The 22,889-nt window shown below is 31.6% G+C and carries 24 protein-coding genes; all 24 read left to right on the forward strand.

The window, feature by feature from the left end; translation table 11 throughout:
- Positions 1–13: 13 nt before the first annotated feature.
- A complete protein-coding gene (asnB, locus tag AC07XU_RS14840; RefSeq protein ID WP_494944422.1) occupies positions 14–1,801 on the forward strand; it encodes an asparagine synthase (glutamine-hydrolyzing) in 1,788 nt (595 codons plus the stop codon).
- Positions 1,791–2,984, forward strand: coding sequence for a glycosyltransferase family 4 protein (locus AC07XU_RS14845; protein ID WP_494944423.1), 1,194 nt, complete (start codon positions 1,791–1,793; stop codon positions 2,982–2,984). The genes asnB and AC07XU_RS14845 overlap by 11 nt, the downstream gene beginning before the upstream one ends.
- Positions 2,985–3,066: 82 nt before the next feature.
- A complete protein-coding gene (locus tag AC07XU_RS14850; protein ID WP_494944424.1) occupies positions 3,067–3,921 on the forward strand; it encodes an ABC transporter permease in 855 nt (284 codons plus the stop codon).
- Positions 3,922–4,010: 89 nt separating this feature from the next.
- The gene (locus tag AC07XU_RS14855; protein WP_494944425.1) at positions 4,011–4,301 is read left to right on the forward strand and encodes a four helix bundle protein; all 291 of its coding nucleotides are present in this window, start codon (positions 4,011–4,013) and stop codon (positions 4,299–4,301) included.
- A 113-nt stretch (positions 4,302–4,414) separates the two neighbouring features.
- The gene (locus AC07XU_RS14860; protein WP_494944426.1) at positions 4,415–5,680 is read left to right on the forward strand and encodes an ABC transporter ATP-binding protein; all 1,266 of its coding nucleotides are present in this window, start codon (positions 4,415–4,417) and stop codon (positions 5,678–5,680) included.
- Positions 5,681–5,699: 19 nt separating this feature from the next.
- Positions 5,700–6,398 (forward strand): class I SAM-dependent methyltransferase, encoded by a 699-nt coding sequence (locus AC07XU_RS14865; RefSeq protein WP_494944427.1) that lies wholly within the window; start codon positions 5,700–5,702, stop codon positions 6,396–6,398.
- On the forward strand, positions 6,398–6,832 hold the full coding sequence (locus AC07XU_RS14870) for a hypothetical protein (protein WP_494944428.1): 435 nt from the start codon (positions 6,398–6,400) through the stop codon (positions 6,830–6,832). Before AC07XU_RS14865 ends, AC07XU_RS14870 begins: the two co-directional genes overlap by 1 nt.
- A complete protein-coding gene (locus AC07XU_RS14875) occupies positions 6,825–7,580 on the forward strand; it encodes a class I SAM-dependent DNA methyltransferase (RefSeq protein WP_494944429.1) in 756 nt (251 codons plus the stop codon). The genes AC07XU_RS14870 and AC07XU_RS14875 overlap by 8 nt, the downstream gene beginning before the upstream one ends.
- A 6-nt stretch (positions 7,581–7,586) precedes the next feature.
- Entirely contained in the window at positions 7,587–8,705 is a 1,119-nt protein-coding gene (locus AC07XU_RS14880; RefSeq protein WP_494944430.1) for a DegT/DnrJ/EryC1/StrS family aminotransferase, read from the forward strand.
- Positions 8,706–8,707: 2 nt separating this feature from the next.
- Positions 8,708–9,886: a glycosyltransferase gene (locus AC07XU_RS14885; protein ID WP_494944431.1), complete on the forward strand. Its 1,179-nt coding sequence runs from the start codon at positions 8,708–8,710 to the stop codon at positions 9,884–9,886.
- A 3-nt stretch (positions 9,887–9,889) separates the two neighbouring features.
- Positions 9,890–10,915, forward strand: a complete 1,026-nt coding sequence (locus AC07XU_RS14890; protein ID WP_494944432.1) for a glycosyltransferase family 10 domain-containing protein — start codon at positions 9,890–9,892, stop codon at positions 10,913–10,915.
- Positions 10,899–11,879, forward strand: coding sequence for an acyltransferase family protein (locus AC07XU_RS14895; protein ID WP_494944433.1), 981 nt, complete (start codon positions 10,899–10,901; stop codon positions 11,877–11,879). The genes AC07XU_RS14890 and AC07XU_RS14895 overlap by 17 nt, the downstream gene beginning before the upstream one ends.
- Entirely contained in the window at positions 11,876–12,850 is a 975-nt protein-coding gene (locus AC07XU_RS14900) for a glycosyltransferase family 2 protein (RefSeq protein ID WP_494944434.1), read from the forward strand. The genes AC07XU_RS14895 and AC07XU_RS14900 overlap by 4 nt, the downstream gene beginning before the upstream one ends.
- Positions 12,851–12,895: 45 nt before the next feature.
- On the forward strand, positions 12,896–13,720 hold the full coding sequence (locus AC07XU_RS14905) for a class I SAM-dependent methyltransferase (RefSeq protein WP_494944435.1): 825 nt from the start codon (positions 12,896–12,898) through the stop codon (positions 13,718–13,720).
- Entirely contained in the window at positions 13,717–14,475 is a 759-nt protein-coding gene (locus AC07XU_RS14910; protein WP_494944436.1) for a glycosyltransferase family 2 protein, read from the forward strand. The genes AC07XU_RS14905 and AC07XU_RS14910 overlap by 4 nt, the downstream gene beginning before the upstream one ends.
- Positions 14,465–15,304, forward strand: a complete 840-nt coding sequence (locus tag AC07XU_RS14915) for a glycosyltransferase (RefSeq protein ID WP_494944437.1) — start codon at positions 14,465–14,467, stop codon at positions 15,302–15,304. Before AC07XU_RS14910 ends, AC07XU_RS14915 begins: the two co-directional genes overlap by 11 nt.
- Before the next feature lie 5 nt (positions 15,305–15,309).
- Positions 15,310–15,885 (forward strand): putative sugar O-methyltransferase, encoded by a 576-nt coding sequence (locus AC07XU_RS14920; RefSeq protein ID WP_494944438.1) that lies wholly within the window; start codon positions 15,310–15,312, stop codon positions 15,883–15,885.
- A gap of 334 nt (positions 15,886–16,219) precedes the next feature.
- A complete protein-coding gene (locus AC07XU_RS14925) occupies positions 16,220–17,173 on the forward strand; it encodes a PIN domain-containing protein (protein WP_494944439.1) in 954 nt (317 codons plus the stop codon).
- Positions 17,174–17,175: 2 nt separating this feature from the next.
- Entirely contained in the window at positions 17,176–18,294 is a 1,119-nt protein-coding gene (locus AC07XU_RS14930) for an acyltransferase family protein (RefSeq protein WP_494944440.1), read from the forward strand.
- Positions 18,287–19,210, forward strand: a complete 924-nt coding sequence (locus AC07XU_RS14935; protein ID WP_494944441.1) for a glycosyltransferase family 2 protein — start codon at positions 18,287–18,289, stop codon at positions 19,208–19,210. Before AC07XU_RS14930 ends, AC07XU_RS14935 begins: the two co-directional genes overlap by 8 nt.
- Complete coding sequence (locus tag AC07XU_RS14940; protein ID WP_494944442.1) at positions 19,207–19,863, forward strand: class I SAM-dependent methyltransferase; 657 nt, start codon at positions 19,207–19,209, stop codon at positions 19,861–19,863. The genes AC07XU_RS14935 and AC07XU_RS14940 overlap by 4 nt, the downstream gene beginning before the upstream one ends.
- Positions 19,856–20,839: a hypothetical protein gene (locus tag AC07XU_RS14945; RefSeq protein WP_494944443.1), complete on the forward strand. Its 984-nt coding sequence runs from the start codon at positions 19,856–19,858 to the stop codon at positions 20,837–20,839. The genes AC07XU_RS14940 and AC07XU_RS14945 overlap by 8 nt, the downstream gene beginning before the upstream one ends.
- On the forward strand, positions 20,836–21,849 hold the full coding sequence (locus AC07XU_RS14950; RefSeq protein ID WP_494944444.1) for a glycosyltransferase: 1,014 nt from the start codon (positions 20,836–20,838) through the stop codon (positions 21,847–21,849). The genes AC07XU_RS14945 and AC07XU_RS14950 overlap by 4 nt, the downstream gene beginning before the upstream one ends.
- A gap of 22 nt (positions 21,850–21,871) precedes the next feature.
- Positions 21,872–22,885, forward strand: a complete 1,014-nt coding sequence (locus AC07XU_RS14955; RefSeq protein WP_494944445.1) for a glycosyltransferase family 4 protein — start codon at positions 21,872–21,874, stop codon at positions 22,883–22,885.
- Positions 22,886–22,889 lie beyond the last annotated feature (4 nt).

A 22,889-nucleotide genomic window follows, 5' to 3' on the forward strand; every position in this document is an offset into this window, starting at 1 on the left:
AGAAGCAAATAAAATGTGTAGAATAGCTGGCATCATATCTCAAAGACTTCAATCTGAAGACCTTAAGTTAAAGGTAACGCAAATGTGCGATACTATGATACACGGTGGCCCGGATGACTTTGGCCTTGATCTGAATAAATCGGATAATGTTTGTTTCGGACATCGAAGATTATCCATATTAGATTTAAGTAGCGCAGGCCATCAACCGATGTACAGCGATAATCAGCAAATTTCGATTACTTTTAATGGTGAAATTTATAATTTCAGATCGATAAGAAATGAACTTGAACTTTTCGGCTATAAATTTACTACTCAGACTGATACAGAAGTTATCATCAAAGCTTATCAACATTGGGGAGAATTCTCATTTGCTCGTTTAAACGGGATATTTGCGTTTTCTTTGCATGACAGTGAGAAAAATTGTGTTTATCTGGTTAGGGATCAAAGTGGCATAAAACCCTTATATTTCGGTAAATCTGGCAATGATTTCTTTTTTGCTTCGGAAGTTAAGGCTTTTAAGAAAATTGGCATTATCCAAGAAAATGAAAATTGGAAAATATATTACTTAGCATTTGGACATATTCCAGAACCATTTACAACATTAAAAGACATATTTAGCATACCAAAAGGAAGTTTCTTAAAGTATGACTTAGGTAAGGCTACTTTTCAAATTTATCCCTACTATCAATTTACCACCAATATCCAGATTTTAGATGAAGAGGAAGCGATTGAAAAGATCAAAATTGAGCTCAATCAAGCTGTTAAACTACAGCTGATAACAGACACAAGTATAGGTGTTTTGTTAAGTGGGGGCTTGGATTCTAGCATATTAACTATTTTAGCCGATCAATATACTGATGGGAATCTCACTTCTATTTCGGCAAATTTTGATGAATTAGATTATTCTGAAAGTAAACACCGTAAGGTTATTACAGATCAACTCTCTGCAAGGCACCATGAGCATAACATTAGCTACCGCGATTTTGTATATAATTTCGAGCAAATTTTGCAAGACATGGATCAGCCAACTAATGATGGGATCAACTCTTGGTTTGTATGCAAATGTGCAAAAGAGAATGGTATCAAATCAGTGCTATCTGGTTTAGGTGCTGATGAACTTTTTGGAGGATATCCCTCATTTGACCGAATAAGAAAAATACAGAATTTAGGTAGAATAAGTAAAGAATTGATTAAGGGTGCTCGTTATTTAACCAACAACAAGCTCAGAAGATTATATTATTTGAGTTTCCAATCACCTGTAGGTGAATACTTATGCTTACGAGGGCTTTACACACCAGATGTAATAGCACAACTTTTAGATATTGATATTAAAACAGTGATCGACTGCTTGCAAAATATCCCTTTAAATGAAAGCATTAAATTCTTAAATGATGAAGAGCGAGCCAGTTGGTTTGAGATTAACATGTACATGCAAAACCAGTTGTTAAAAGACACTGATTTTATGAGCATGAGCCACGGCGTTGAAGTTAGAGTTCCATTTTTGGACAAAAATTTCATCAATTTGGTAACTTCAATTCATCCAGTGATAAGATTTGGCATACATCAAAAAAAGAGATTATTAATTGAGGCTTATAAAGATCAATTGCCTGAGGAAATATGGAATAGATCTAAAATGGGTTTCACCTTCCCTTTTCAAGAATGGATGAAAAAAAACAAAGAAATTTCATCTCCTGATTTGTATCAAAATAAAAGAGCCCAAAAATTGATGAGTAGTTTTAATCAAAATGAATTGCATTGGTCTTCTGCATTTGCTTTGTATAAAATTTATCATGGCAGCTAAAAAAGTTCTTTTTCTAACCTTAAAAACCTTCGGTTTTACTGGAGGAATTGAAAAAGTTTGCAGAACCATTTGTAGGGCTCTTTATGACTTGGCGACAGAAAATGTCGTTATATCAAAGGTATATAGCATGTATGATACCTCTTACGACAGAGATTCACGGTATTTAACCAATGAACAGTTTACAGGTTTTAGTGAAAACAGAAAAAAGTTTGTGCTTCAATCTATTATAAAAGGTATATTTTCTGATGTAGTTATCCTTAGCCACATTAACTTGCTCACTATCGGTTATCTTATCAAAAAAATTAGTCCGAAAACTAAGGTATACCTGATAGCTCATGGCATAGAGATCTGGCGCAAGTTACCCGAAGCCAAACTTAGGGCATTGAAAAAATTTGATCAAATTATTGCGGTTAGTGAATTTACATTACAAAAAATCAGTGCGATTCAAAGTATAGAAAAGGAAAAATTAGCTGTTTTAAATAACTGTTTAGATCCTTTTTATTATTTTCCAACTGATTTTAGCAAACCGGTTAGGTTGCTTAAACGTTATGGATTGACTGAAGATCATAAAATTATTTTTTCATTGTGCAGGCTTTCATCGTCAGAAAAATATAAAGGTTATGACAACACAATTGCCATACTCCCAAAACTTATTGAGAAGTATCCAAAACTGGTTTACCTTATTGCTGGCAAACCTGACGAAGTGGAAAAAATTAGACTTGAAAAACTGATAGCAAAACATCGATTGCAGCAACATGTAAAGTTAATAGGCTTTGTAGATGAAGCAGAAGTGACAGCACATTTTCTTTTGTCGGACATTTTTATTTTACCCAGCAAAAAAGAAGGCTTTGGAATTGTATTTATAGAAGCAATGGCTAGCGGATTAAAAGTAATTGGTGGTAGCAAAGATGGCAGCGTTGATGCCTTAAAAAATGGAACCTTAGGGAAGTTAGTAGATCCGGATGATCTTGACGGGATACAATCTGTTTTAGAAAAGTCGCTCTTAGAAACCACTACTGATGAAACTAAAATTAAACTACAGCAGCAAGTTTTTACAGCTTTTAGTTATGAAAAATATCGTGAAGCGATTAAGAATTTAATTTTACATGGTTCTGTAACTTATGATGCCAAGTTTTCTGATAATACATTATACCTCAACAAAAGCGAGCTAACTACATCATAAAATAAATGAGCTTAGAAATAGATTTGTCTTTTACCTCACCCCCCGCCCTCTCCTTAAAGAGAGGGAGCTATAAACTTATTAAATGAGTTTAGAAAAAAATGATTGGACAATAGAAGCAAAATCTTCTTTACTAGACCTCAAACTAAATGAGGTTTGGGCATATAGAGATTTGCTGGTGCTTTTGGTAAGGAGAGATTTTGTTTCTTTTTATAAACAGACCATTTTAGGTCCACTGTGGTTTTTTATACAACCTTTATTTACCACCATTATCTTCACTTTCATTTTTGGAAATTTAGCCGCCATATCTACAGATGGACTTCCAAAGCCCCTGTTTTACATGGCAGGTATAACCGCCTGGAATTATTTTGCAGATTGTTTAACCAAAACCTCAAGTGTTTTTAAAGACAATGCGGCTATGTTTGGGAAAGTCTATTTCCCAAGATTGATTATGCCTTTAAGTATTGTAGTAAGTAATTTGGTAAGATTTGCAGTACAGATGCTCCTATTTATTGTTTTTATGGTCTATTATTATTTAAATGGAGCAGCATTTCACATTACTTGGGCAATTTTGCTTTTCCCATACATTATTTTATTAATGGCTTTATTAGGTTTAGGTGCCGGAATGATTATTTCTGCAATGACAACAAAATATAGAGATCTGGCTTTTTTAATCGGTTTTGGAGTGCAATTGCTGATGTATGCTACAACGGTGATCTATCCTTTATCTGAAGCCATCGCAAAATATCCAACCTACAGCTGGCTAATAGAGTATAACCCTATGACTTCAATTATTGAAACCTTTAGGTTTGGCTTTTTAGGTGAAGGTAGTTTTAGCTGGAACTATTTAGCTTATACTTCTTTGGTTACTCTTGTATTATTGCTGATTGGAATTGTGACTTTTAATAAAGTGGAGCGGAATTTTGTGGATACGGTTTAGGTGGGGAGTTGGGAAGTTGGTGAGATGGTGAGATGGGAATGAAATAATAAATCATCCTTTATTTATTATTCAGTAATTAAATAAAGCTTATGTATACTTATCCGTTTGAAAAATTAGAAGTCTGGCAATTGTCTAGACAGTTTAGAAAAGAAGTTTATTTAATTGTAAATCAATTTCCTAGAGAAGAACTTTTTGGATTAACTAGTCAGATTAAACGATCAACAAGTAGTATTGGCGACAATATATCTGAAGGTTCGGCCAGATTAATTGCCAAAAATAGAGCACATTTTTTTGTTATTGCTTATTCTAGCGCAATAGAAACTGTTAATCATTTAATTGGTGCCTTAGATTTAATGTATATTAAAGAACAAGATTATTAGCTTTAAGACTTAAATTAGAAGAAATTACAAATAAGATTAATTCACTTCATAAAGCTCAATTTAGAGCAAAATCTTAAGTTCTTACCAACTTACCACCACCCAACTAACCATAAATGTCAATTGCAATAAAAGTAGAAAACCTTTCAAAAGCTTACCAGTTAGGCCAAATTGGTACTGGAACTATCAGCAGAGATTTAGAGAGGTGGTATGCCCGCGTGCGTGGTAAAGAAGATCCCTTTTTAAGGATTGGTGAAAGTAATAACCAACACACCAAAAGTACTAGTGATATCGTATGGAGTTTAAAGGACATTAATTTTGAAATAGAACAAGGTGATGCAGTAGGCATTATTGGTAGAAATGGTGCTGGGAAAAGCACATTGCTTAAAATTTTAAGCAAAATTACATCGCCAACTACTGGAAAAATTACTGGAAATGGAAGAATTGCCAGTTTACTTGAAGTCGGTACAGGTTTTCATCCAGAATTAAGCGGACGTGAAAACATCTTTTTAAACGGAGCGATTTTGGGCATGCGTAAAAAAGAAATCCAGCGTAAATTGGATGAAATTGTTGATTTTGCTGGGATTGAACGCTATTTAGATACACCCGTAAAACGCTATAGCAGTGGCATGTATGTACGATTGGCTTTTGCTGTTGCTGCCCATTTAGAAAGTGAAATTTTAATAGTTGATGAAGTGTTGGCTGTGGGCGATGCAGAATTTCAAAAAAAGTGTTTAGGCAAGATGGGCGAAGTGAGTAAAGGTGAAGGTAGAACGGTATTGTTTGTGAGTCATAATATGACAGCTATTTTAGAGCTGTGTAAATATGGTTTAGTTTTAGAAAATGGCACTTTAGCTTTTAATGGTACAGTCCAATCATCAATAGATAATTATTTAAAAAATCAGAATTTTTTAAACAATTCATACTCTAATGAAAACAAAACTGATAAGCCTATTTTTACCAAAATTAATCTTAAAGTTTTAGGCAAACAACCGAAACAAATTTTAGTAATACAGTTCCAAATAAATAAGAGTAGTGCACCTCCTGCATTTGTTACCTTCGGGATAAAGAATAGTGCAGGTTCAACTATTACAGAAGCTTATCCATCTTCGATGCTTCCTTCAATCTCCTTTAATAACCCTGATAAAATTTACACGTGTGAAATTGAATTAAATAATTTTATTCCAGATCAATATGTTATATATGCATGGTTAGGACCAAATGCAAACGAAGAATATGATTTTTTAAAAGATCATTTGGGATTTGAACTATTTGACTCTCCCATGCCTAATAGAACGTTCCCGTTTTCGACTAGCCTTGGTTCTTTCATAGCAGATTCTAAATTTATAAATAGTGAAAATGACCTTAAAGACACTGATTAGAAACTCTATCGAACGAATATTGAATAAATACGGTTTTCGCCTCCAAAGAACAGGTATGGGATACTTTGAACCATCTGATGTTGTACCGAAAGCAGAGGAAATGAGTCTCAGCTTATGTGAGTATTTAGAACAAAACAATTTAGGAGGCGTTGGAGTTAGAAGAGACTATATTGTAAAAGAAATATTTGAAACTGTTCGTCTATATTCACCAAAAGTATTAGAAATTGGAACTGGAACAGGTATGTTCTTAGAAAAATTCGTTTCAAATTACAAACCAGAGAATTATGAAGTTTATGAAACCAACCTCAAATGGGTAGAATATCTGAAAAAAGAATATTCTTCAAAAAGTAAAATTAAATTTCATCATTCTGATGGATTCTCATTGCATCAATCAGCATCTAGCAGTGTTGATATCTTAACCATGCATGGGGTTACTGTATACATTCCGTTTATAAATTCAATTCATTATCTTAATGAAATGTATCGAGTTTGTAAAACTGATGGATTTATTATTTTTGATTGTTTCACCGATGAAAATTTTACGCTCAAAACTGTAAATAGGTGGCTTGAAGATGAGCATGAACATAGGTTTCCAGTTATTGTTCCCTTAAGAATACTAAACGAATTTTGTGAAAAAAATAAACTTAGACTTGTTAAAAAGTTTGATGTAAATTATCACGCCTCTAACTCTACATATTTTATATATAAAAAGCTGTAATGATTGAAAAAATAACTCATCTAGAACAGATTTTGGCCATTATTATTCGTGCTAATTACCATAAGGAAGGTATTTCTTTTTTTACCCCTGGAGATTTTTCGCAGCAGCTGGGTTACATGAATAGGCCTAAAGGTTATATCATTGATCCACATGTACATAATTTGGTAGAGCGCAAAGTAACCCTTACACAAGAAGTGCTCTACATCAAATGTGGCAAGGTAAGGGTAGATTTTTATGATGATGAGCGTAATTATTTAGAAAGTAGTACTGTATCTACGGGCGACGTGATTCTACTTGCCGCAGGGGGACATGGTTTTGAAATGATGGAGGAAACTCAAATGATTGAGATCAAACAAGGACCATACTGTGGAGATGAAGATAAGGTGAGATTTGAGCATCAACCAGGAGCCATTAAATTTAATACACATGAATAATTTTGAGTTGTATAGCCAATACTATGATTTGCTTTATCAGGATAAAAACTATGAGGCAGAGGCAAAATATATTGATGAGGTGATCAAAAGGGATCTGCCGAATGCTAAAAGCATTTTGGAGTTAGGCTCTGGAACTGGTAAACATGCATTTCTTTTGGCAGATTTGGGCTACGAAATCTTTGGTTTAGAGAGAAGTGAGGCTATGGTAAATTTAGCCAATAACAGGGCTCATGAAAATGTTAAGTTCAAGGTAGCCGATATTACCGACTTTAAGCTTGACCAGCGATTCGATGTGACAATCTCTCTATTCCATGTAATCAGCTATTTAACTGATACTAAAAGTTTAATTCAAGCTTTTAGCAACGTAAACCAACAATTAAATGCTGAGGGTTTATTTATTTTTGATGTATGGCACAGTCCTGCAGTATATGATCAAAAACCTGAAAAAAGAACAAAAAAACTAGAAAGTGAAACCTTAGCAATTGTTCGAGAAGCAGATCCAATTATACTGAGCGAAAAAAATGTTGTTGAAGTAAATTATACGATTAACATTACTCAGCTAAAAGACAATAGCAAAACTCAATTTTCGGAGAAACATCCTATGCGCCATTTTAGTAAACCAGAGCTAGAAATATTGGCTTCATCAACTGGTTTCGAAATACTTTATAGCGAAGAATTCGAAACAAAAAATAAACCTTCGTCAGCTACATGGGGTGTATGCTATGTATTGAGAAAAATAAAAGAATAATCTAGTATGACGAATATTCCTATTCCTGTAAATACCCCATTGCTAAATGGAAATGAACTGAAATACCTTACTGAATGTATTGAAACTGGTTGGATTAGTAGCGAAGGCCCATTTATCAAAAAATTTGAAGATCGTTTTAGTTCATATATTGGATGTAAATATGGAATAGCTGTAAGTAATGGATCAGCTGCATTAGATATTGCCATAAAAGCCTTAAATATTGGTGTAGGTGATGAAGTAATCATGCCTACATTTACCATCATCTCCCCTGCTCAATCTGTTATAACCGCAGGGGCAATTCCTGTTTTAATAGATAGTGAGCTTGATACTTGGAACATGGATATAAGTGAGATTGAGTCTAAGATCACTGCAAAAACGAAAGCCATTTTAGTGGTTCACATTTATGGCTTACCTGTAGATATGGATCCTGTATTAGAATTGGCAAAAAAATATAATTTAAAAATAATTGAGGATGCTGCAGAAATGCATGGGCAAACCTACAAGGGTAAAATGTGCGGAAGTTTTGGAGACATCAGCATTTTTAGTTTTTACCCAAATAAGCATATCACTACGGGTGAGGGTGGAATGATTTTAACAAACGATCAACTTCTTGCAGAGCGATGCCAAAAATTACGCAATCTATGTTTTGAGCCTAATGGACCACGTTTTGTGCATCATGAGTTGGGATGGAATTATCGAATGACAAATTTACAAGCCGCTTTAGGCTTGGCACAATTAGAGCAGATTGAAAATTTTATTATTATTAAGAGAAAAATGGGAGATGATTATCAAAATGGACTTCAATTCTTAAAAGATACAGGCTTTCAGTTACCCTTAGCTAAGACCGAATTTGCTTCAAACATTTACTGGGTTTTTGGTTTAGTTGCGCCAAGTGTAGCAAAAAAGGAAAAAATGGTTGCTCATTTAGCGGAAAATAAAATTGGAACACGACCTTTCTTTTGGTGCATGCATGAACAACCTGTGTTTAAAAAAATGGGGCTATTTGATAATGAAATTTATCCCGTAGCCGAGAAATTAGCCAGAAATGGGTTTTATTTACCTAGTGGGTTAGGTTTAACTGATGAAAATTTAGAGGTAATTGTAAATAAAATAAGTTTGCGATAGCTATGAGTAAAAAAATAGCTTATTTCACAAATTCAAAAACACTTTTCACAAATAATACTGTACTTGCTGTATTTAGAGAATTTCTTGACCAAGGAGTTGAAATTCATTTGATATGCCCAGATGGGAATATCAAATTACCTGATGACTTATCAAAAATTAAAAAACATAAAATTCCAAATCCCTTAATCATATTTCCAAAAAATCCTTTTAAAATAATTTCAGCAATAGCTGATTATATTTCTTTAACCAAATTTTTATATCAAGAAAAGGTAAAAACACTAATTGGACAAGATCATGTTGGGCTAATTATAGCTGGTCGACTGAACAAAATTTTAAAATGCAAAAAACTAGTTTATTTTTCGTTTGAAATCTATTTTCAAGATGAGCTTAATACATTACGGGACAAAAAATTAAAGGAAAAAGAATTAAAATATTCCCATCAGGTAACCGATATTCTAATACAAGATAAAGTGCGAATGTCTCTTTTAAAAACGGAGAACAATATTTCTGAAGACACTAAATGGCATCTTATTCCTGTTGCAACAACTTCAGATATATCTCATCTATCAAAATATGTAAAGTCATTAAAAAAGAAGCTCTCCATACAAGATCACTATAAATTAGCAATTCATTCTGGAAGTGTTGAGGCTTGGAGTGGTGCTCAATTATTTATAGATGCATTAAAAGAAGATTGGCCATCAGAAGTTTGGCTTGTAATTCATAGTTTCGAAGAGTTTTCTGATAATCACAAGGCACATTTCGAACTTAAAGAGCTACAGAAAAAAGGCATTAATGTTACATTATATCATCATATTTTTGAAAATGATGATGAGTATTTCGGATTTTTAGCATGCTTTGATGTTGGGTTTGCATTGTATGCTGCTCAGCCTCAAAATGGATTAGGAAAAAATATTGGAGAAATTGGGTTGGCTTCTGGTAAATTTTCTAATTTAATGATGCTCGGCATTCCAACAATTGTTACAAATAGCACTTTTTACCCTGAATTATTCGATAAATATTTAGCTGGAGAAGTAATAAAGGAATATTCGCAAATAAATACTGCACTTAGAAAAATTGTTAATGCTAATCAGGATAATTACGCTAAAGAGGCTAAAAAGCTTTACGACGAAGTATTAAATCCAAAAAGAACAATACAAGAAATGGTAACACTATTGGTTTGAAATATGTCGAAAAAATTTATTAAAATAAAATTTCAAAATGGATTGTCATTCAATGATTTCGTAAAAGAGGTTTTTGAAGTCAATAAAATTACAGATGAATTTGATTTTGAAGAATCTGATCAGCCAGACTTCATCGTTTTCGGCCCTTATGGCAATAATATTCCACCAATAGGAAATTATACAAGGATTGGCTATTTCTGTGAAAATATGACTCCAGATTTAACTACTTGCGAATACGCATTCGGTATCCCTCTGGAAAAGGAAATTAATAATCCTAATTATAAAAGAATTCAATGGCATGGTGTAAATCCTGAGCTATTTATAAAAAATTTTACAGATAATGATATTGATCGTATTGTTAATGAAAAAACATGCTTTTGTAATTTCTTGTATTCAAACAAAGTTCCATATAGAGAAGAATTCTTTAGGCAATTATCAAAGTATAAAAAAGTTGATGCTCCTGGCAAATCAATGAATAATACAGGCGCTATTGATAGTTTGTATAAAGGGAATACATGGGAAAGGAAACGCCAATTCCTTTCTAAATATAAGTTTACCATTGCATTTGAAAACTATGCATATCCTGGTTATCAAACTGAAAAACTATATGATGCTATTCAAGTAAATAGCTTACCTATTTACAGTGGAGATATAAATGTGAATGAAATTTTCAATGTGAAAAGCTTTTTAAACGCTAATGAATATATTAAAATTAAAAACAATGAAATCATCAGATCTTTAGAAGAATCTTCGCAACAAAACTTTGTCGATTTTCGACCTCAAGAATTTAGAAAACCTCAACATCATTTAAGTAGGAAATTAAAATCTTATGGTAGAATACTAAAGATGTATTTAAATTATAACAACTTAAATTTCGAACCATTAATAGAAAAAATCATCGAAATAGATAATAACAAAGATTTATATATTAATTATTTGAAAGAACCCTGGTTAAACAATAATCAAGTTCCATTAAATTCATATAGTAAAAACACGTGGCTAAAAATATTTAATGCAGGAAAATCATAAAGGATTTATTCAAAGCATTCAGTTTTTAAGAGGTTTTGCTGCATTAGCTGTGGTATTATGTCATTATGGATCTACTTTAATAGCCTATAAAACTTTATCAAAGGTTTTAAATTATGGACAATATGGTGTACATGTATTTTTTTTTGTAAGTGGTTATGTAATCTGCCTCGCTTTAATAAAGAATAATTATCATCCAAAACATTTTTTTAGTTTTTTATTAAAACGATCAATCAGAATAGACCCTGCTTATTTAACAACAATTATTTTAACATTGTTATCATTTTGGCTATTCACCTCCATCCCATCGTTTAGAGGGCACAGCATTCCATTTATTCCAGCGCAATTTTTAGCTCATGTTTTTTATATAGTGCCTTTCACAAATTTTGGTTTTTACAATCACGTTTTTTGGACGTTATGCGTTGAATTTCAATTTTATATTTTAATTGGAGGTTTATATTTCCTAAATACTAATCTCAAATATAGAATAGGTTTTCTGTTATTATTCTCATTAACTTCTTTCATTCCATTTGCAAATTCTGGTTATTTAGTTACTACCTATGCTCCTATTTTTGCTATGGGCATTGCAACTATGCATTATCATTCAACTAAAGAAAAAGAATATTTGATAGTTATTGCATTCAGCGCAGTAAGCATATTTTTAAATTTTAATATGGGTGTATTTCTGCTCATATTTGGCGTGGTACTTTTTGTTTCTTTTATAAAGAAAATCGCAAAAGTATTCGATTTTTTAGGCAAAATATCATATTCCTTATACATCATCCATCCATTAGTGCTAATTTATTTGCTTGGAATTTATAAAAAACTGTCAATACCGAAAAATTTAGAGCTTTTGACATTAACAAGTCAACTATTAATTGCGATAATTTGCGCTTATATATTTTACGTTTTAATTGAAAAACCTTCAATTAAATTATCCAAAAAAATCGCCTATAAAAACAAATGAAATCACCACTCGTTTCGATAATTATTCCATCTTATAATGCAGAAAATCATTTGGCGGAAGCGATAGAGTGTGTAATTAATCAAACTTGGCCAAATAAAGAAATTATTATTATTGATGACGGCTCTATTGACAATTCATATCAAATTGCTAAAAAATACAAGTCAGACAATATAAATGTTATAAAACAAGAAAATAAAGGTGCCAGTGCGGCCAGAAATGCCGGTTTAGCTATAGCAAAAGGAGACTATATTCAATTTTTAGATGCTGATGATCTAATAAATCCAGGAAAAATTGAACTCCAAGTCAAGTTATTAGAACAGAATGAAGGATACTTGAGCATTTGTTCAACCATTTACTTTAATGATGGAGACAATATACTTTTAAAAGAGCCAATAAAAACTTGGACTGATGGTTATTGTGGTGATAATCTAGACTTCGCAAATAAATTATATGCTGGAGAATTTATCGGAACCAACTATGGAGGAATGGTTACTATACACTCTTGGTTGTGTCCAAAATATATACTAGACAGCGTTGGGCCATGGAACGAAAGTTTAAGTATGGATGACGATGGAGAATATTTCTGCAGGGTAATTTTAGCATCAAAAGGCATTTGTTTTGCGCATGAAGCAGTTAGTTATTATCGGCAACATTCTAACAATAAAAACCTATCTGCCCAGCTAACCCATAAAGGCTATGAGTCTATGTATAAAGCTACTGAATTAAAATACATTCACTTAAAGGATAAGTTTCCTGCTGATATGCTTAATAAAATTTTTTCAGTCCATTATCAACAGATTGCAACAGCTAGTTATCCGAAATTTAAGGATATTTCTAAAAAAGCCGTTAATAAAGCAAAAGGAATTGGGCTAAAAAAAGTAAAGTATGTTGCTGGCCCCTTAAGTACATTGATAGGCAATTTTTTCGGTTGGAAAACTGTTAGACTCATAAATTATTGGCGTTTTAAATAATTATGTATCCGAATTAATAAAAACTTTATTCTACTATAATTTATAATGAAAAAACTGAATTTAGATTGGACTGGCGAAAGATTAGTAACAGAAGTTGAGGATGTTGATACTATCTATCACCTACATCGTTATGCAATTCCTTTAAATTATATAGCTGATAAAATTGTGGTAGATATTGCTTCAGGAGAGGGGTATGGATGCAATTTAATGGCTAAAACCGCCCAAAAAGTATATGGTGTTGATATTTCAAGTGATGCTATAGCGTTTGCCAGTTCAAAATATATAAAAACAAAAAATTTAAAATTTTTAGAAGGATCTGTAGATAAAATTCCTTTAGAAAATTCTTTTGCTGACGTTGTGGTAAGTTTTGAAACTTTAGAACACACAGACAAACATGAAGAAATGTTAATTGAAATAAAGAGGATTTTAAAACCTAATGGAATCCTTATCATTTCTTCGCCAGACAAAGCTAATTATTCAGATCGTTTTAACCGAATTAATGAGTTTCATATTAAAGAATTATATATGTACGAATTTAAGATGCTAATTAATAAACACTTTAAAAAAAGTTACTTTTATTATCAAGCATTTTTAACAGGATCTTTTATTGTGAAAGAGAATTTTTCAGCAAATAGTATTTGTGAATACAGTGGCGACTATACTAAAATTGATTCGAACACTAATATTCAATTTCCATTATTTAATATAGCGGTTGCCTGTAATGATGATTTTGTAGAACCTGAAGCAAGTTATTTTGAAGGTGGAGATATTGTGAGAAAAATGTATTTTAAATTAGTAATGAGTTTTACACCATATAGATTGGGTAATCTCATTCTTCGTCCTTTAAGGTTTTTTCTTAATAAAAAATGATCAGCATAGATATAATTATTCTGAGCTATGCTAAAAATGAAACTTTAAGAAAAGTTACTGAAACTGCAATACAAAGCTTATTAAATTCAGAAGATAGCAACACTATAACCTTTAACATCTTAATTATAGAAAGTGAAAGGAAAACCCCCAAGTATGAATTCCCTTTCGTAAATACAATTTATCCTAACTCGGCATTTAATTATAATAAATTTTTAAACATCGGGATTGAGAAAACCTCAAGTAAATACATCTGTTTTTGTAATAATGATTTATATTTTGAAAAGAATTGGGCATCGAAAATAATGCAAGCATTGATGAGCGATGACCAGATTGTTAGCGCTTCTCCTATTTGCCCTTTATTTCATCCTACATTAAACATAAACCCTAACACAGGGATTTATGAGGGTAAAGAAATAAGAAAAGCAATAGCAGGTTGGTGCTTTTTAATTAAGAGAGATATATTAGCGCTAATAGGTAATTTCGACGAGCGATTTAATTTTTGGTATGCAGATGCGGATTATTCTAGAACGCTTCAAAAATATAATTTAAAACATGTGCTAGTAACAGACTCTATAGTTAAGCATTTAGATAGCTTAACAACAAAAGAGTTAAGTGATAAAAAGAGGAAAGCGATGACGGTTGAACAAATTTGGCTGTTTCAATACAAATGGGAGCACAAAAATTATGCTCTTTATTGCTATCGTGTTTTAAGATCTAAAATGAGGATTTTATTTACATATTATAATGGAAAATAGGAGTATAACTTTAGTTATTTTTACTTGTGAAAATAGAGAACATCTTTTACTTAAAACATTTAACTCTTTTCTAGAGAATTGCAATTATACCTTTGATAAAATAATCATAGGGGTAGATGGAAAATTTAATTACGAAATTTTAAATCAAATTTCCCCACATATTATTGTACAGAATATAAACAGAGGTGGTTATGTAAATAACATAATAAACACTTTAAAAGTAATCAATACCCCTTACTTCTTTTGGTTAGAAGACGACTGGAAATTTCATACAGAACTTGATTTAAGTCCGCTCATATTTGCATTGCAATCTAACCCTAGCTGGAGTGAAATTGTACTTAGCAAAACTGGGCCATTAAATACGGACCAAAAAATCAAAAAAATTTCGCAAAACTTATACCAAACAACTTTTGGTTTTTCAGCTAATCCTAGTTTATGTAATACAGGTCTAATACAATCTGCTTTTGATGCACTAGAAAAAGCACCAAAAGGCAGTAAATTAGGTGAAGATGGTTTTGAAAATTTTCTAACAAAAAAATTTCACCAGGATAATATTAAATGTATTATTTTGGATCCTGTTGACCATTTACAAATTTCTCATGAAGGTTATTTGGAAAGTACGCCTCGAAACTTTCACATGACCAACTCTATTGAAAATATCACAAAAGAGCATCTATTTATTTTCCCTGTTCCTTCTTTTTCTAGACGCTTATTAATGATTATCAAACTATTTACTACGTTAATAACTTTGGCTTTTAAGCAATTTACTAGTAATAAAGTATATGAATATTGTTTCAGAGTGGTTACCGGATATCAAACACTTAAATAATTCAAATGAAATCAGCTTCAGATAATTATAAGTATCCTATATTTTGTGAGTTGGCCTCCGATCAAGAAGAAGTATTTACTAATTTTAGAAAAAACGAACATTATCAAGAAATTTTAGAGCATTTTAGTTTTGAAAACGGGCTGCATAATATTTCTGTAATCAAATCTGAAAATCCCCATTTGTTAAATCAAATAAAAGACTTTAAAACAAGTGGCAATTTCGGAGGTCCAGAACTTTTTGATTATGGTATATATGGGAAAATTAGTTCTTCAACATTACATTATATTAGGCAATTAAGCTATCTTGAAACATATTTTGGCGATTTAAGCAGCAAAGATTTAGTTGAAATTGGTGGGGGTTGTGGAGGTCTTGCCAAAGTAATCATGGATAGATTTAATATTGAAAATTATGCTATTTACGACCTGCCTGAAGTAAATAAACTAACAAAAAAGTATTTAGGTAAATTTGGTGACAAGTATTTAAGTAAAATTAAATTTGGTGACACAGACTGTACTTCACAAGTTAAATATGACATCTTAATCAGTAACTGTGCTTTCACTGAATGTGTACCTCAAGTATAAGACCAATATTTAGATAATGTTATCAGATATGCAAAACGTGGCTTTATGATTTATAATTTTAGAGCTGAGTCATACCTTCAAGTAATGTTGTTAACTAAGCTCGAAAGAGCGGGTTTAGAAAAGCTAGGAGCAACTTATGTGAAAAATACAGAACTATATTTCATTCTTGCGTGGAACAGTCAATTAAAATTAAAATCCTTACCCTATCGCAGGAGATTTTTTTATAAGATCTCACCAATCTTATATCATATCCTTTTAAAAACATTCAGATTATTTGCACGATAAGGGTGATTGTTAAACTTCAGATATCTTTTTTATTTTGCAACAAAATGTATTGACAATTGCCACAGGCAAGCCTGTATATCTAAGACTTGCAGAGAATATGGCAAGGTCATTTTATTATTGGAATAAAAACACCAACATAAAATTTTATTTAGCGACCGATCAGCCAGATCTTCTTTGTGAAGATGTAAAAAATTACATAAACATTATCCGCATAAAGAGTGGTGAATTTGGTTATGGGTTCTCTACTAAATTACACTTAGACTATATCGCTCCAGAAGGAAAAACTTTATTTATTGATAGTGACTGCTTGATATATGGTAATATTCAATGGATTTTTGATAAATTTAATGGACATTCTGTTTCGGTAGTAGGAAGTTATATTTCAGATGGAGAATGGTTTGGCAATATAAAGCAAATCTGCAAACAATTTAATATTGAAAGACTGCCAAAGTTTAATGGTGGGATATACTACTTGGAAAGCGGGAGGAACAGCAGTATAATCTATCAAACCGCGAGAGATTTAGAGAAGAAATATGATGAAATTGGTTTTTTAAGGCTAAGAAATACACCCAATGATGAAGTATTAATGGCAGTAGCGATTGCAATAAACAATCAGTCCATAATATATGATGATGGTAATATGATGAGTGATCCGCAAGCATGTCAGGGCAAGCATAAATTGGACATTTTAAAAGGTAAAACAAAAATGATCAATCCACCGTTCCCTAACCCATTACACCAAAGTTGGTATCCACATCATATTGTAAGACCAAGTATTATTCATTTTTTAGGTTCATATACAGAAAACCCGACCTACATATTAGAAGCCTATAAGCTAAAAAAAGCCCTAGAAGGCAAATCAATTTTTTTTTATTCTGTATGGGGTAATCTGAAAATTAAATATCCATATTTATTTAAGACTTTTTTCAAAAATGTATTTAGACCTTTATATCATTTGACCTTTGGTACGAGAAAAATTAAATCTTCACCTAGAATAAATTGAATGTGGCAAAGCTGGAATATATTAAAGAATTAGATGTTTTGCGTGCATTCGCAGTGCTTTTAGTACTAATACAACATTGGGGACCTTGGAATTTTAGCTCTCCATTTTTTTCAAGTATACTACACATATTTCTACCTAATGGACTTTTTGGAGTAGATCTATTCTTCGTAATCAGCGGATATTTGATTACAAGGATTTTGTTGAATGCAAAAATTGAAAATGGTTTAACTTCAAACACACATATAATAAAGGCTTTTTATGTTAGGAGATTATTAAGAATATTCCCAGGTTATTACATTTTAATAATCATATTCATAATTTTGAATGTAGCATATGTTAGAGAGAATTTATCATACTATATCACATACACTTCAAATTTTTTAGCTTTAAAGAAAGGCGGAATGGATAACACAGATCACACATGGTCTTTAGCCGTAGAAGAACAATTTTATTTAATTTGGCCCTGGGTGATTTTATATTCTCCGAAAAAAAATGTTTTCAAGATAATCGCTATATTTTTTATTATAGGTGTTTTAAGCAGTTTTATATTTCATGCACTATTTGGCATTGTTTTCTATACTATTACTATAACCTGCTTCATTGCATTTTCGTTAGGTTCATTATTTGCATTCATTCAAATTGAAAAAGATAACTATAAAAAATTTGCCAAAATTTTAAAAATAGCTTTATTAATATGTGTCCCGATTTTCTTAATAAATCAACTAAATCCACAAAACATACTAATTAGACTTGTTAATTCAGTCATTGCTTTGAGCCTAATTGTTTATGTTGTCAACAAAAAGTATAATCTAATCACAGGCTTTATTCTTAAAAATCAATTCTTTATGCATATTGGAAAAATTAGTTATGGTATTTATTTATATCATTATTACATTCCATCTTATTATATGAAAATTTTAAACAAAGTTAGTTTACTTTTAGAATTTGATAATGCGACTGTTGATTTACTTAAATATCCTCCATTACGCTATGTCATATCATTATTATTCTTATTAATACTCTCCTATTTATCTTTTCATTATTTTGAGGCTGCTTTTATAAAATTAAAAAGTCGTTTCAATTATAATAAGTCTAAAAAGTTAACACTACAAAATGCTTGACGTAAGTATAATAATCCCAACTTATAATAGACTATGGTGCTTACCTGAAGCCATTTTGAGTTGTAGAACAACACAGTGCAAAGCTGAAATTATTGTTATTGATGATGGCAGCACTGATGGAACGTGGGAATGGTTACGAAGCCAAAAAGAAATAGTATCCTTAAGTCAAGAAAATTGGGGCAAATGCTGGGCTGTTAATAAAGGATTTGAAATAGCAAGGGGAAAATACATCAAGTTTTTAGACTCAGATGATATGTTAGGCAAAGGTTCTATTGATGAACAATTTGAATTAGCAGAAAAAGGTAATTTTGATATGGTTGTTAGTGGTTATAAGCTTGTAAGTGATAACGGAAAAGTACTAAAAGAACAATTATGGATCAATTCTGACGACATTATTGCTCAACAACTTGGTGAATCCGACTCATCTCACTATTCAGCTTATCTTTTTAAAAAGGAGTTCATTCAAGACATACCTCATCGACCAGACTATTCACTAAGAGATGATAGATTATTTGTGCTAGAGGCAGTTATAAAAAAACCAAATGTAGGTTTTCATTATGATTATGCACTATTGCATAGAATGCATAAAAATGAAAGATTACAATTCTCTTCAAATAAAATTCTTCAAAACATTCAGCATTTTAATATCTATAAAAAGATATTAAGTAAGTTGAATGATCAGGGAGAGCTAACTGAAAGAAGGAAAAAGGCAAGTATAAGTATATTATGGGAATTAGCACAGTGGATGTCAATAGATAGTATTAAACAGGCGATAGGTATTATTAATTATATTTTTTATTTAGATCCTGAATTCACTATACCTAAAAACGGGTTCAAAGGAATTTTATATCGGACAATTGGTTTTAAGAAAACTTCACAAATATTAAATATGCTACGTTTTATAAAATATAAATGAACATCTCAAAAAACTTATCTTCAAATCGCTATCAATGGGCTTCAAGCTTAATTAACAGCATGAATGAAGATTCTATTAAAGTATTTGACATTGGTGCAAGAGACGGTATAATTTTTAATCTGATTCAAAAAAAGATAGAGTATACCGCTTTTGATTTAGATCCTAAAGATAAATATATAATTCCTTGGGATCTAAATTCAAAGCCTCCTGAAGGAATACGTAAATGCAACGTGATTCTTTTTTTAGATGTACTTGAACATCTAAATAATCCATGGATTTGCATTAAAAACCTTGTAAGCACTTTAGAAGTTGGTGGAAAGTTAATTTTAACTACGCCAAACCCTTTTCATAGTGAAGCAAGGTTTACACTTTTCGCAAAGGGCTGGATGCCTTGCTTTTCAGAAAATGATTTACTTTTAAATCATCACGTTTTTACGCCATGGCCACATATTGTTAAGCAACTTTTGGAAGATAATGGTTTGGTATTAGAAGAAATTTTAACGCTAGATGGCAAGACTATTATTTTTGATAAGAAATTGCTAAATAATCCCTTTAGGATTTTAAAAAGATTGATAAAGTGGAAAATGGAAAAAAAAAATAAATTTGCAGGAGGGATGAGTATAGGTATAATTGCAAAGAAGGTTAATGAATAAACTCAATCTTTTTTACGAAGAACCAAATCCAGATCGTTGGTTTAAGTATGATCGTTACTTAAGGAAAATTATTCGTCGAATAATCCGTGGCCCTGAAAAAATCGGTGGAGTACATCTAGTTGCCTTGGCATTAATGAAAGGGTTAGATAATCTAGGTATAGCATATCGATTTAATGATTATGCCTACGCTAAGAAAAATCCAAATGAATTAATAGGTGTTATTGGTAAGCCTCATTTAATTTTTGATAGGCGATTCAAAAATCCAATTCTTTTTGGAGCAGGGGTATTTTCTCACCCCATAGAATGTCCGAATTTATTTAGTATTTATCCTAACGTGAAAAAGATGTTGGTTCCAGGGAAATGGATGGAGAAGATGTGTAAGCCATATTATGGAGATAGTGTTACTACTTGGGCAGTTGGCATTGATACTAACATCTGGAACGAAGATTTAAAAAATGAACAACCTAATATCGATTTTCTAATTTATGATAAAATTAGATGGGAACATGATTTTTATGAGAAGGAGTTGATTTTGCCAATCATTTGCTACTTAGAAAGTCAAAATTTAACTTATGAGACTATAAAATATGGCCATTATAACCATGAAGAATTAAAACAAGGATTAGCTCGTTGTAAGGCAGTTATTTTCTTATGTGAACATGAGACACAAGGACAAGCCTATCAACAAATATTATCAACAAACACGCCAATATTTGCTTGGGAAAGAGGAGGCTTTTGGCAAGATCCATCATTTTATCCCGCAATAAAGTTTGAACCAGTAAGTGCTGTTCCATATTGGGACAATAGGTGTGGATTGAAATTTGAACATCAAGCAGATTTCAAGGTTAAACTGTTAAATTTTATAAATGCTCAAAACACAAATCAGTTCTTTCCGCGGCAGTACATTTTAGAAAATTTAACACTTGAAATTTGTGCACGAAAATATGTTGAAACATATCATTCACTTATTAAATGAAAATACTTCAAATACTTAACCCCGTAATACCGTTACCCGTAAAAACTATAGGAGGGACTGAACGAGTTGTAGAATCTTTAATTGAAGAGCTTCTAAAGGATGGACACCAAATTACAGTTATGGGTCATAAAGACAGCAAAGTTCCAGAGAATGTTAAATTCATTCCAATAGGTGAATACTTAGATCAAAAAAACACTACAAAAATAATTTGGAAACATCTGATATTTAATACTTATGATGTCATCCATAATCATGGTCGTCTGATTTATTTCTTGCCCAATATTTGGGGTAGTACAAAAAAAATTCATACTTTCCATATGGTTAATTTAGCGACAAAATCTTTTTTCAGATTTTTACAGCTAAAACCTAGAAACCTAATTTTGAGCCCATGTGCAAAATGGATACAGGAAAAATATGTTAACCTACCAGGCAATTGGAAATATGTTAATAATGGCATTCCATTATCAAAATACCAGTTCAAACACAGCCAAATCAATGAATCCTCACCTATGGTAATAATTTGTAGGATCGCAGAACCCAAAGGAGTATTAGATGCCATTGAAATAGCTAAAAAATCAAAAAAGAATTTGGTAATAGCTGGTATTGGAGGAGATTACCCTCACGAGGTTGAATGGTTTAATAACGTTTTTTTGAAATTATGTGATGGGAAACAGATAAAATATTTTGGACCAGCAAATGATGTCCAAAAACAGGAATTGTTGGAAAACGCTTGTTGCCTCCTAATGTTAACGATTGAGACAGAAGCATTTAATTTAACAATGTTAGAAGCTAATGCTTGTGGATGCCCTGTTATAAGTTATAATCGCTATTTTGCTCCTCATTTTATTAAAGAGAATGTTAATGGTTTTATCGGTGAAACACAGCAAGATCTTATTGAAAAAGTAAAACTGATACCTCAAATTAATCGTGATAATTGCCGCAGAGAATTTGAAAAACAGTATACTTCAAAGATCATGGCAGATTGCTATATGGAATTGTATAAAAGCTAAATTAATTTAAAATTTAAAATAGATGAAAATAGCAATAATTGCAGATCCATTTATTCCAATACCTCCTATAAATTATGGTGGAATTGAGCGTATTATTCATTTTTTAATTGTTGGGCTTAAAGAAAGAGGGCATCAAGTAATTTTAATTGCCCATGCGGATTCTAAGGTAGATGTCCCTTTAATCAAATATAAAAATCAAAACACAAGGCTGTCAACAATCCATAATATACTAACCATAAATAAGTTAAAGAGTTACAAACCAGATATTATTCATAGTTTTGGTCGGTTGATAAATCTTTTACCATTTTTAAGTTCAAGTATACCTAAGATAATGTCCTATCAGCGGGAACCAACTTTATCGCAAATTAAAAAAGCGGTGTTGTTAAGCAAAAAACAGACGTTAAGTTTTACAGGATGTAGCGATTACATCTCTAATAAAATTAAACCTTTCGCAGTTGCTGAAACCGTTTATAATGGTTTTCCTGTACATACTTATGATCCAAAATTTGATGTTAAGGAAGATGCCCCCTTAGTTTTTTTAGGTAGAATAGAATTTATAAAAGGAACACATATTGCAATTGAAATCGCTAAAAAAACAAATAAAAAATTAATTATTGCTGGTAATATTCCACCAGATGGAGAAGAGTATTTTAATGAAAAAGTTAAACCTTTTCTTTCAGGAGAAATTGAATATATCGGTCCAGTGGATGATATAGAAAAAAACACTTTATTAGGTAATGCATTAGCATTTTTAATGCCTGTTCAATGGAATGAGCCTTTTGGTATTGTAATGGCAGAAGCTATGGCATGCGGTACACCAGTAATAGGATTTTCTCGAGGATCTGTTCCAGAAGTGGTGAAGGATAATCTTACGGGCTTTGTTTGTAATACAACTGATGAAATGGTTCTTGCGATTTGCAAATTAGATGCTATTAACAGAGAAACTGTTTGGAAAACAGCTATGCGTAGATTTAGTAGTGATAGCATTGTTTCTGAATATCTAAAACTATATGAAGCACGGATTAATAAAAATTAATTTA

This window comes from Pedobacter sp. GW456-11-11-14-TSB4 (assembly GCF_059424425.1).

What these genes read in the sequence shown, in the direction of transcription:
- asnB (WP_494944422.1), top strand. Translation starts at nt 14, where the DNA reads ATGTGTAGAATAGCTGGCATCATATCTCAAAGACTTCAATCTGAAGAC.
- AC07XU_RS14845 (WP_494944423.1), top strand. Translation starts at nt 1,791, where the DNA reads ATGGCAGCTAAAAAAGTTCTTTTTCTAACCTTAAAAACCTTCGGTTTT.
- AC07XU_RS14850 (WP_494944424.1), top strand. Translation starts at nt 3,067, where the DNA reads ATGAGTTTAGAAAAAAATGATTGGACAATAGAAGCAAAATCTTCTTTA.
- AC07XU_RS14855 (WP_494944425.1), top strand. Translation starts at nt 4,011, where the DNA reads ATGTATACTTATCCGTTTGAAAAATTAGAAGTCTGGCAATTGTCTAGA.
- AC07XU_RS14860 (WP_494944426.1), top strand. Translation starts at nt 4,415, where the DNA reads ATGTCAATTGCAATAAAAGTAGAAAACCTTTCAAAAGCTTACCAGTTA.
- AC07XU_RS14870 (WP_494944428.1), top strand. Translation starts at nt 6,398, where the DNA reads ATGATTGAAAAAATAACTCATCTAGAACAGATTTTGGCCATTATTATT.
- AC07XU_RS14875 (WP_494944429.1), top strand. Translation starts at nt 6,825, where the DNA reads ATGAATAATTTTGAGTTGTATAGCCAATACTATGATTTGCTTTATCAG.
- AC07XU_RS14880 (WP_494944430.1), top strand. Translation starts at nt 7,587, where the DNA reads ATGACGAATATTCCTATTCCTGTAAATACCCCATTGCTAAATGGAAAT.
- AC07XU_RS14885 (WP_494944431.1), top strand. Translation starts at nt 8,708, where the DNA reads ATGAGTAAAAAAATAGCTTATTTCACAAATTCAAAAACACTTTTCACA.
- AC07XU_RS14890 (WP_494944432.1), top strand. Translation starts at nt 9,890, where the DNA reads ATGTCGAAAAAATTTATTAAAATAAAATTTCAAAATGGATTGTCATTC.
- AC07XU_RS14895 (WP_494944433.1), top strand. Translation starts at nt 10,899, where the DNA reads ATGCAGGAAAATCATAAAGGATTTATTCAAAGCATTCAGTTTTTAAGA.
- AC07XU_RS14900 (WP_494944434.1), top strand. Translation starts at nt 11,876, where the DNA reads ATGAAATCACCACTCGTTTCGATAATTATTCCATCTTATAATGCAGAA.
- AC07XU_RS14905 (WP_494944435.1), top strand. Translation starts at nt 12,896, where the DNA reads ATGAAAAAACTGAATTTAGATTGGACTGGCGAAAGATTAGTAACAGAA.
- AC07XU_RS14910 (WP_494944436.1), top strand. Translation starts at nt 13,717, where the DNA reads ATGATCAGCATAGATATAATTATTCTGAGCTATGCTAAAAATGAAACT.
- AC07XU_RS14915 (WP_494944437.1), top strand. Translation starts at nt 14,465, where the DNA reads ATGGAAAATAGGAGTATAACTTTAGTTATTTTTACTTGTGAAAATAGA.
- AC07XU_RS14920 (WP_494944438.1), top strand. Translation starts at nt 15,310, where the DNA reads ATGAAATCAGCTTCAGATAATTATAAGTATCCTATATTTTGTGAGTTG.
- AC07XU_RS14935 (WP_494944441.1), top strand. Translation starts at nt 18,287, where the DNA reads ATGCTTGACGTAAGTATAATAATCCCAACTTATAATAGACTATGGTGC.
- AC07XU_RS14940 (WP_494944442.1), top strand. Translation starts at nt 19,207, where the DNA reads ATGAACATCTCAAAAAACTTATCTTCAAATCGCTATCAATGGGCTTCA.
- AC07XU_RS14945 (WP_494944443.1), top strand. Translation starts at nt 19,856, where the DNA reads ATGAATAAACTCAATCTTTTTTACGAAGAACCAAATCCAGATCGTTGG.
- AC07XU_RS14950 (WP_494944444.1), top strand. Translation starts at nt 20,836, where the DNA reads ATGAAAATACTTCAAATACTTAACCCCGTAATACCGTTACCCGTAAAA.
- AC07XU_RS14955 (WP_494944445.1), top strand. Translation starts at nt 21,872, where the DNA reads ATGAAAATAGCAATAATTGCAGATCCATTTATTCCAATACCTCCTATA.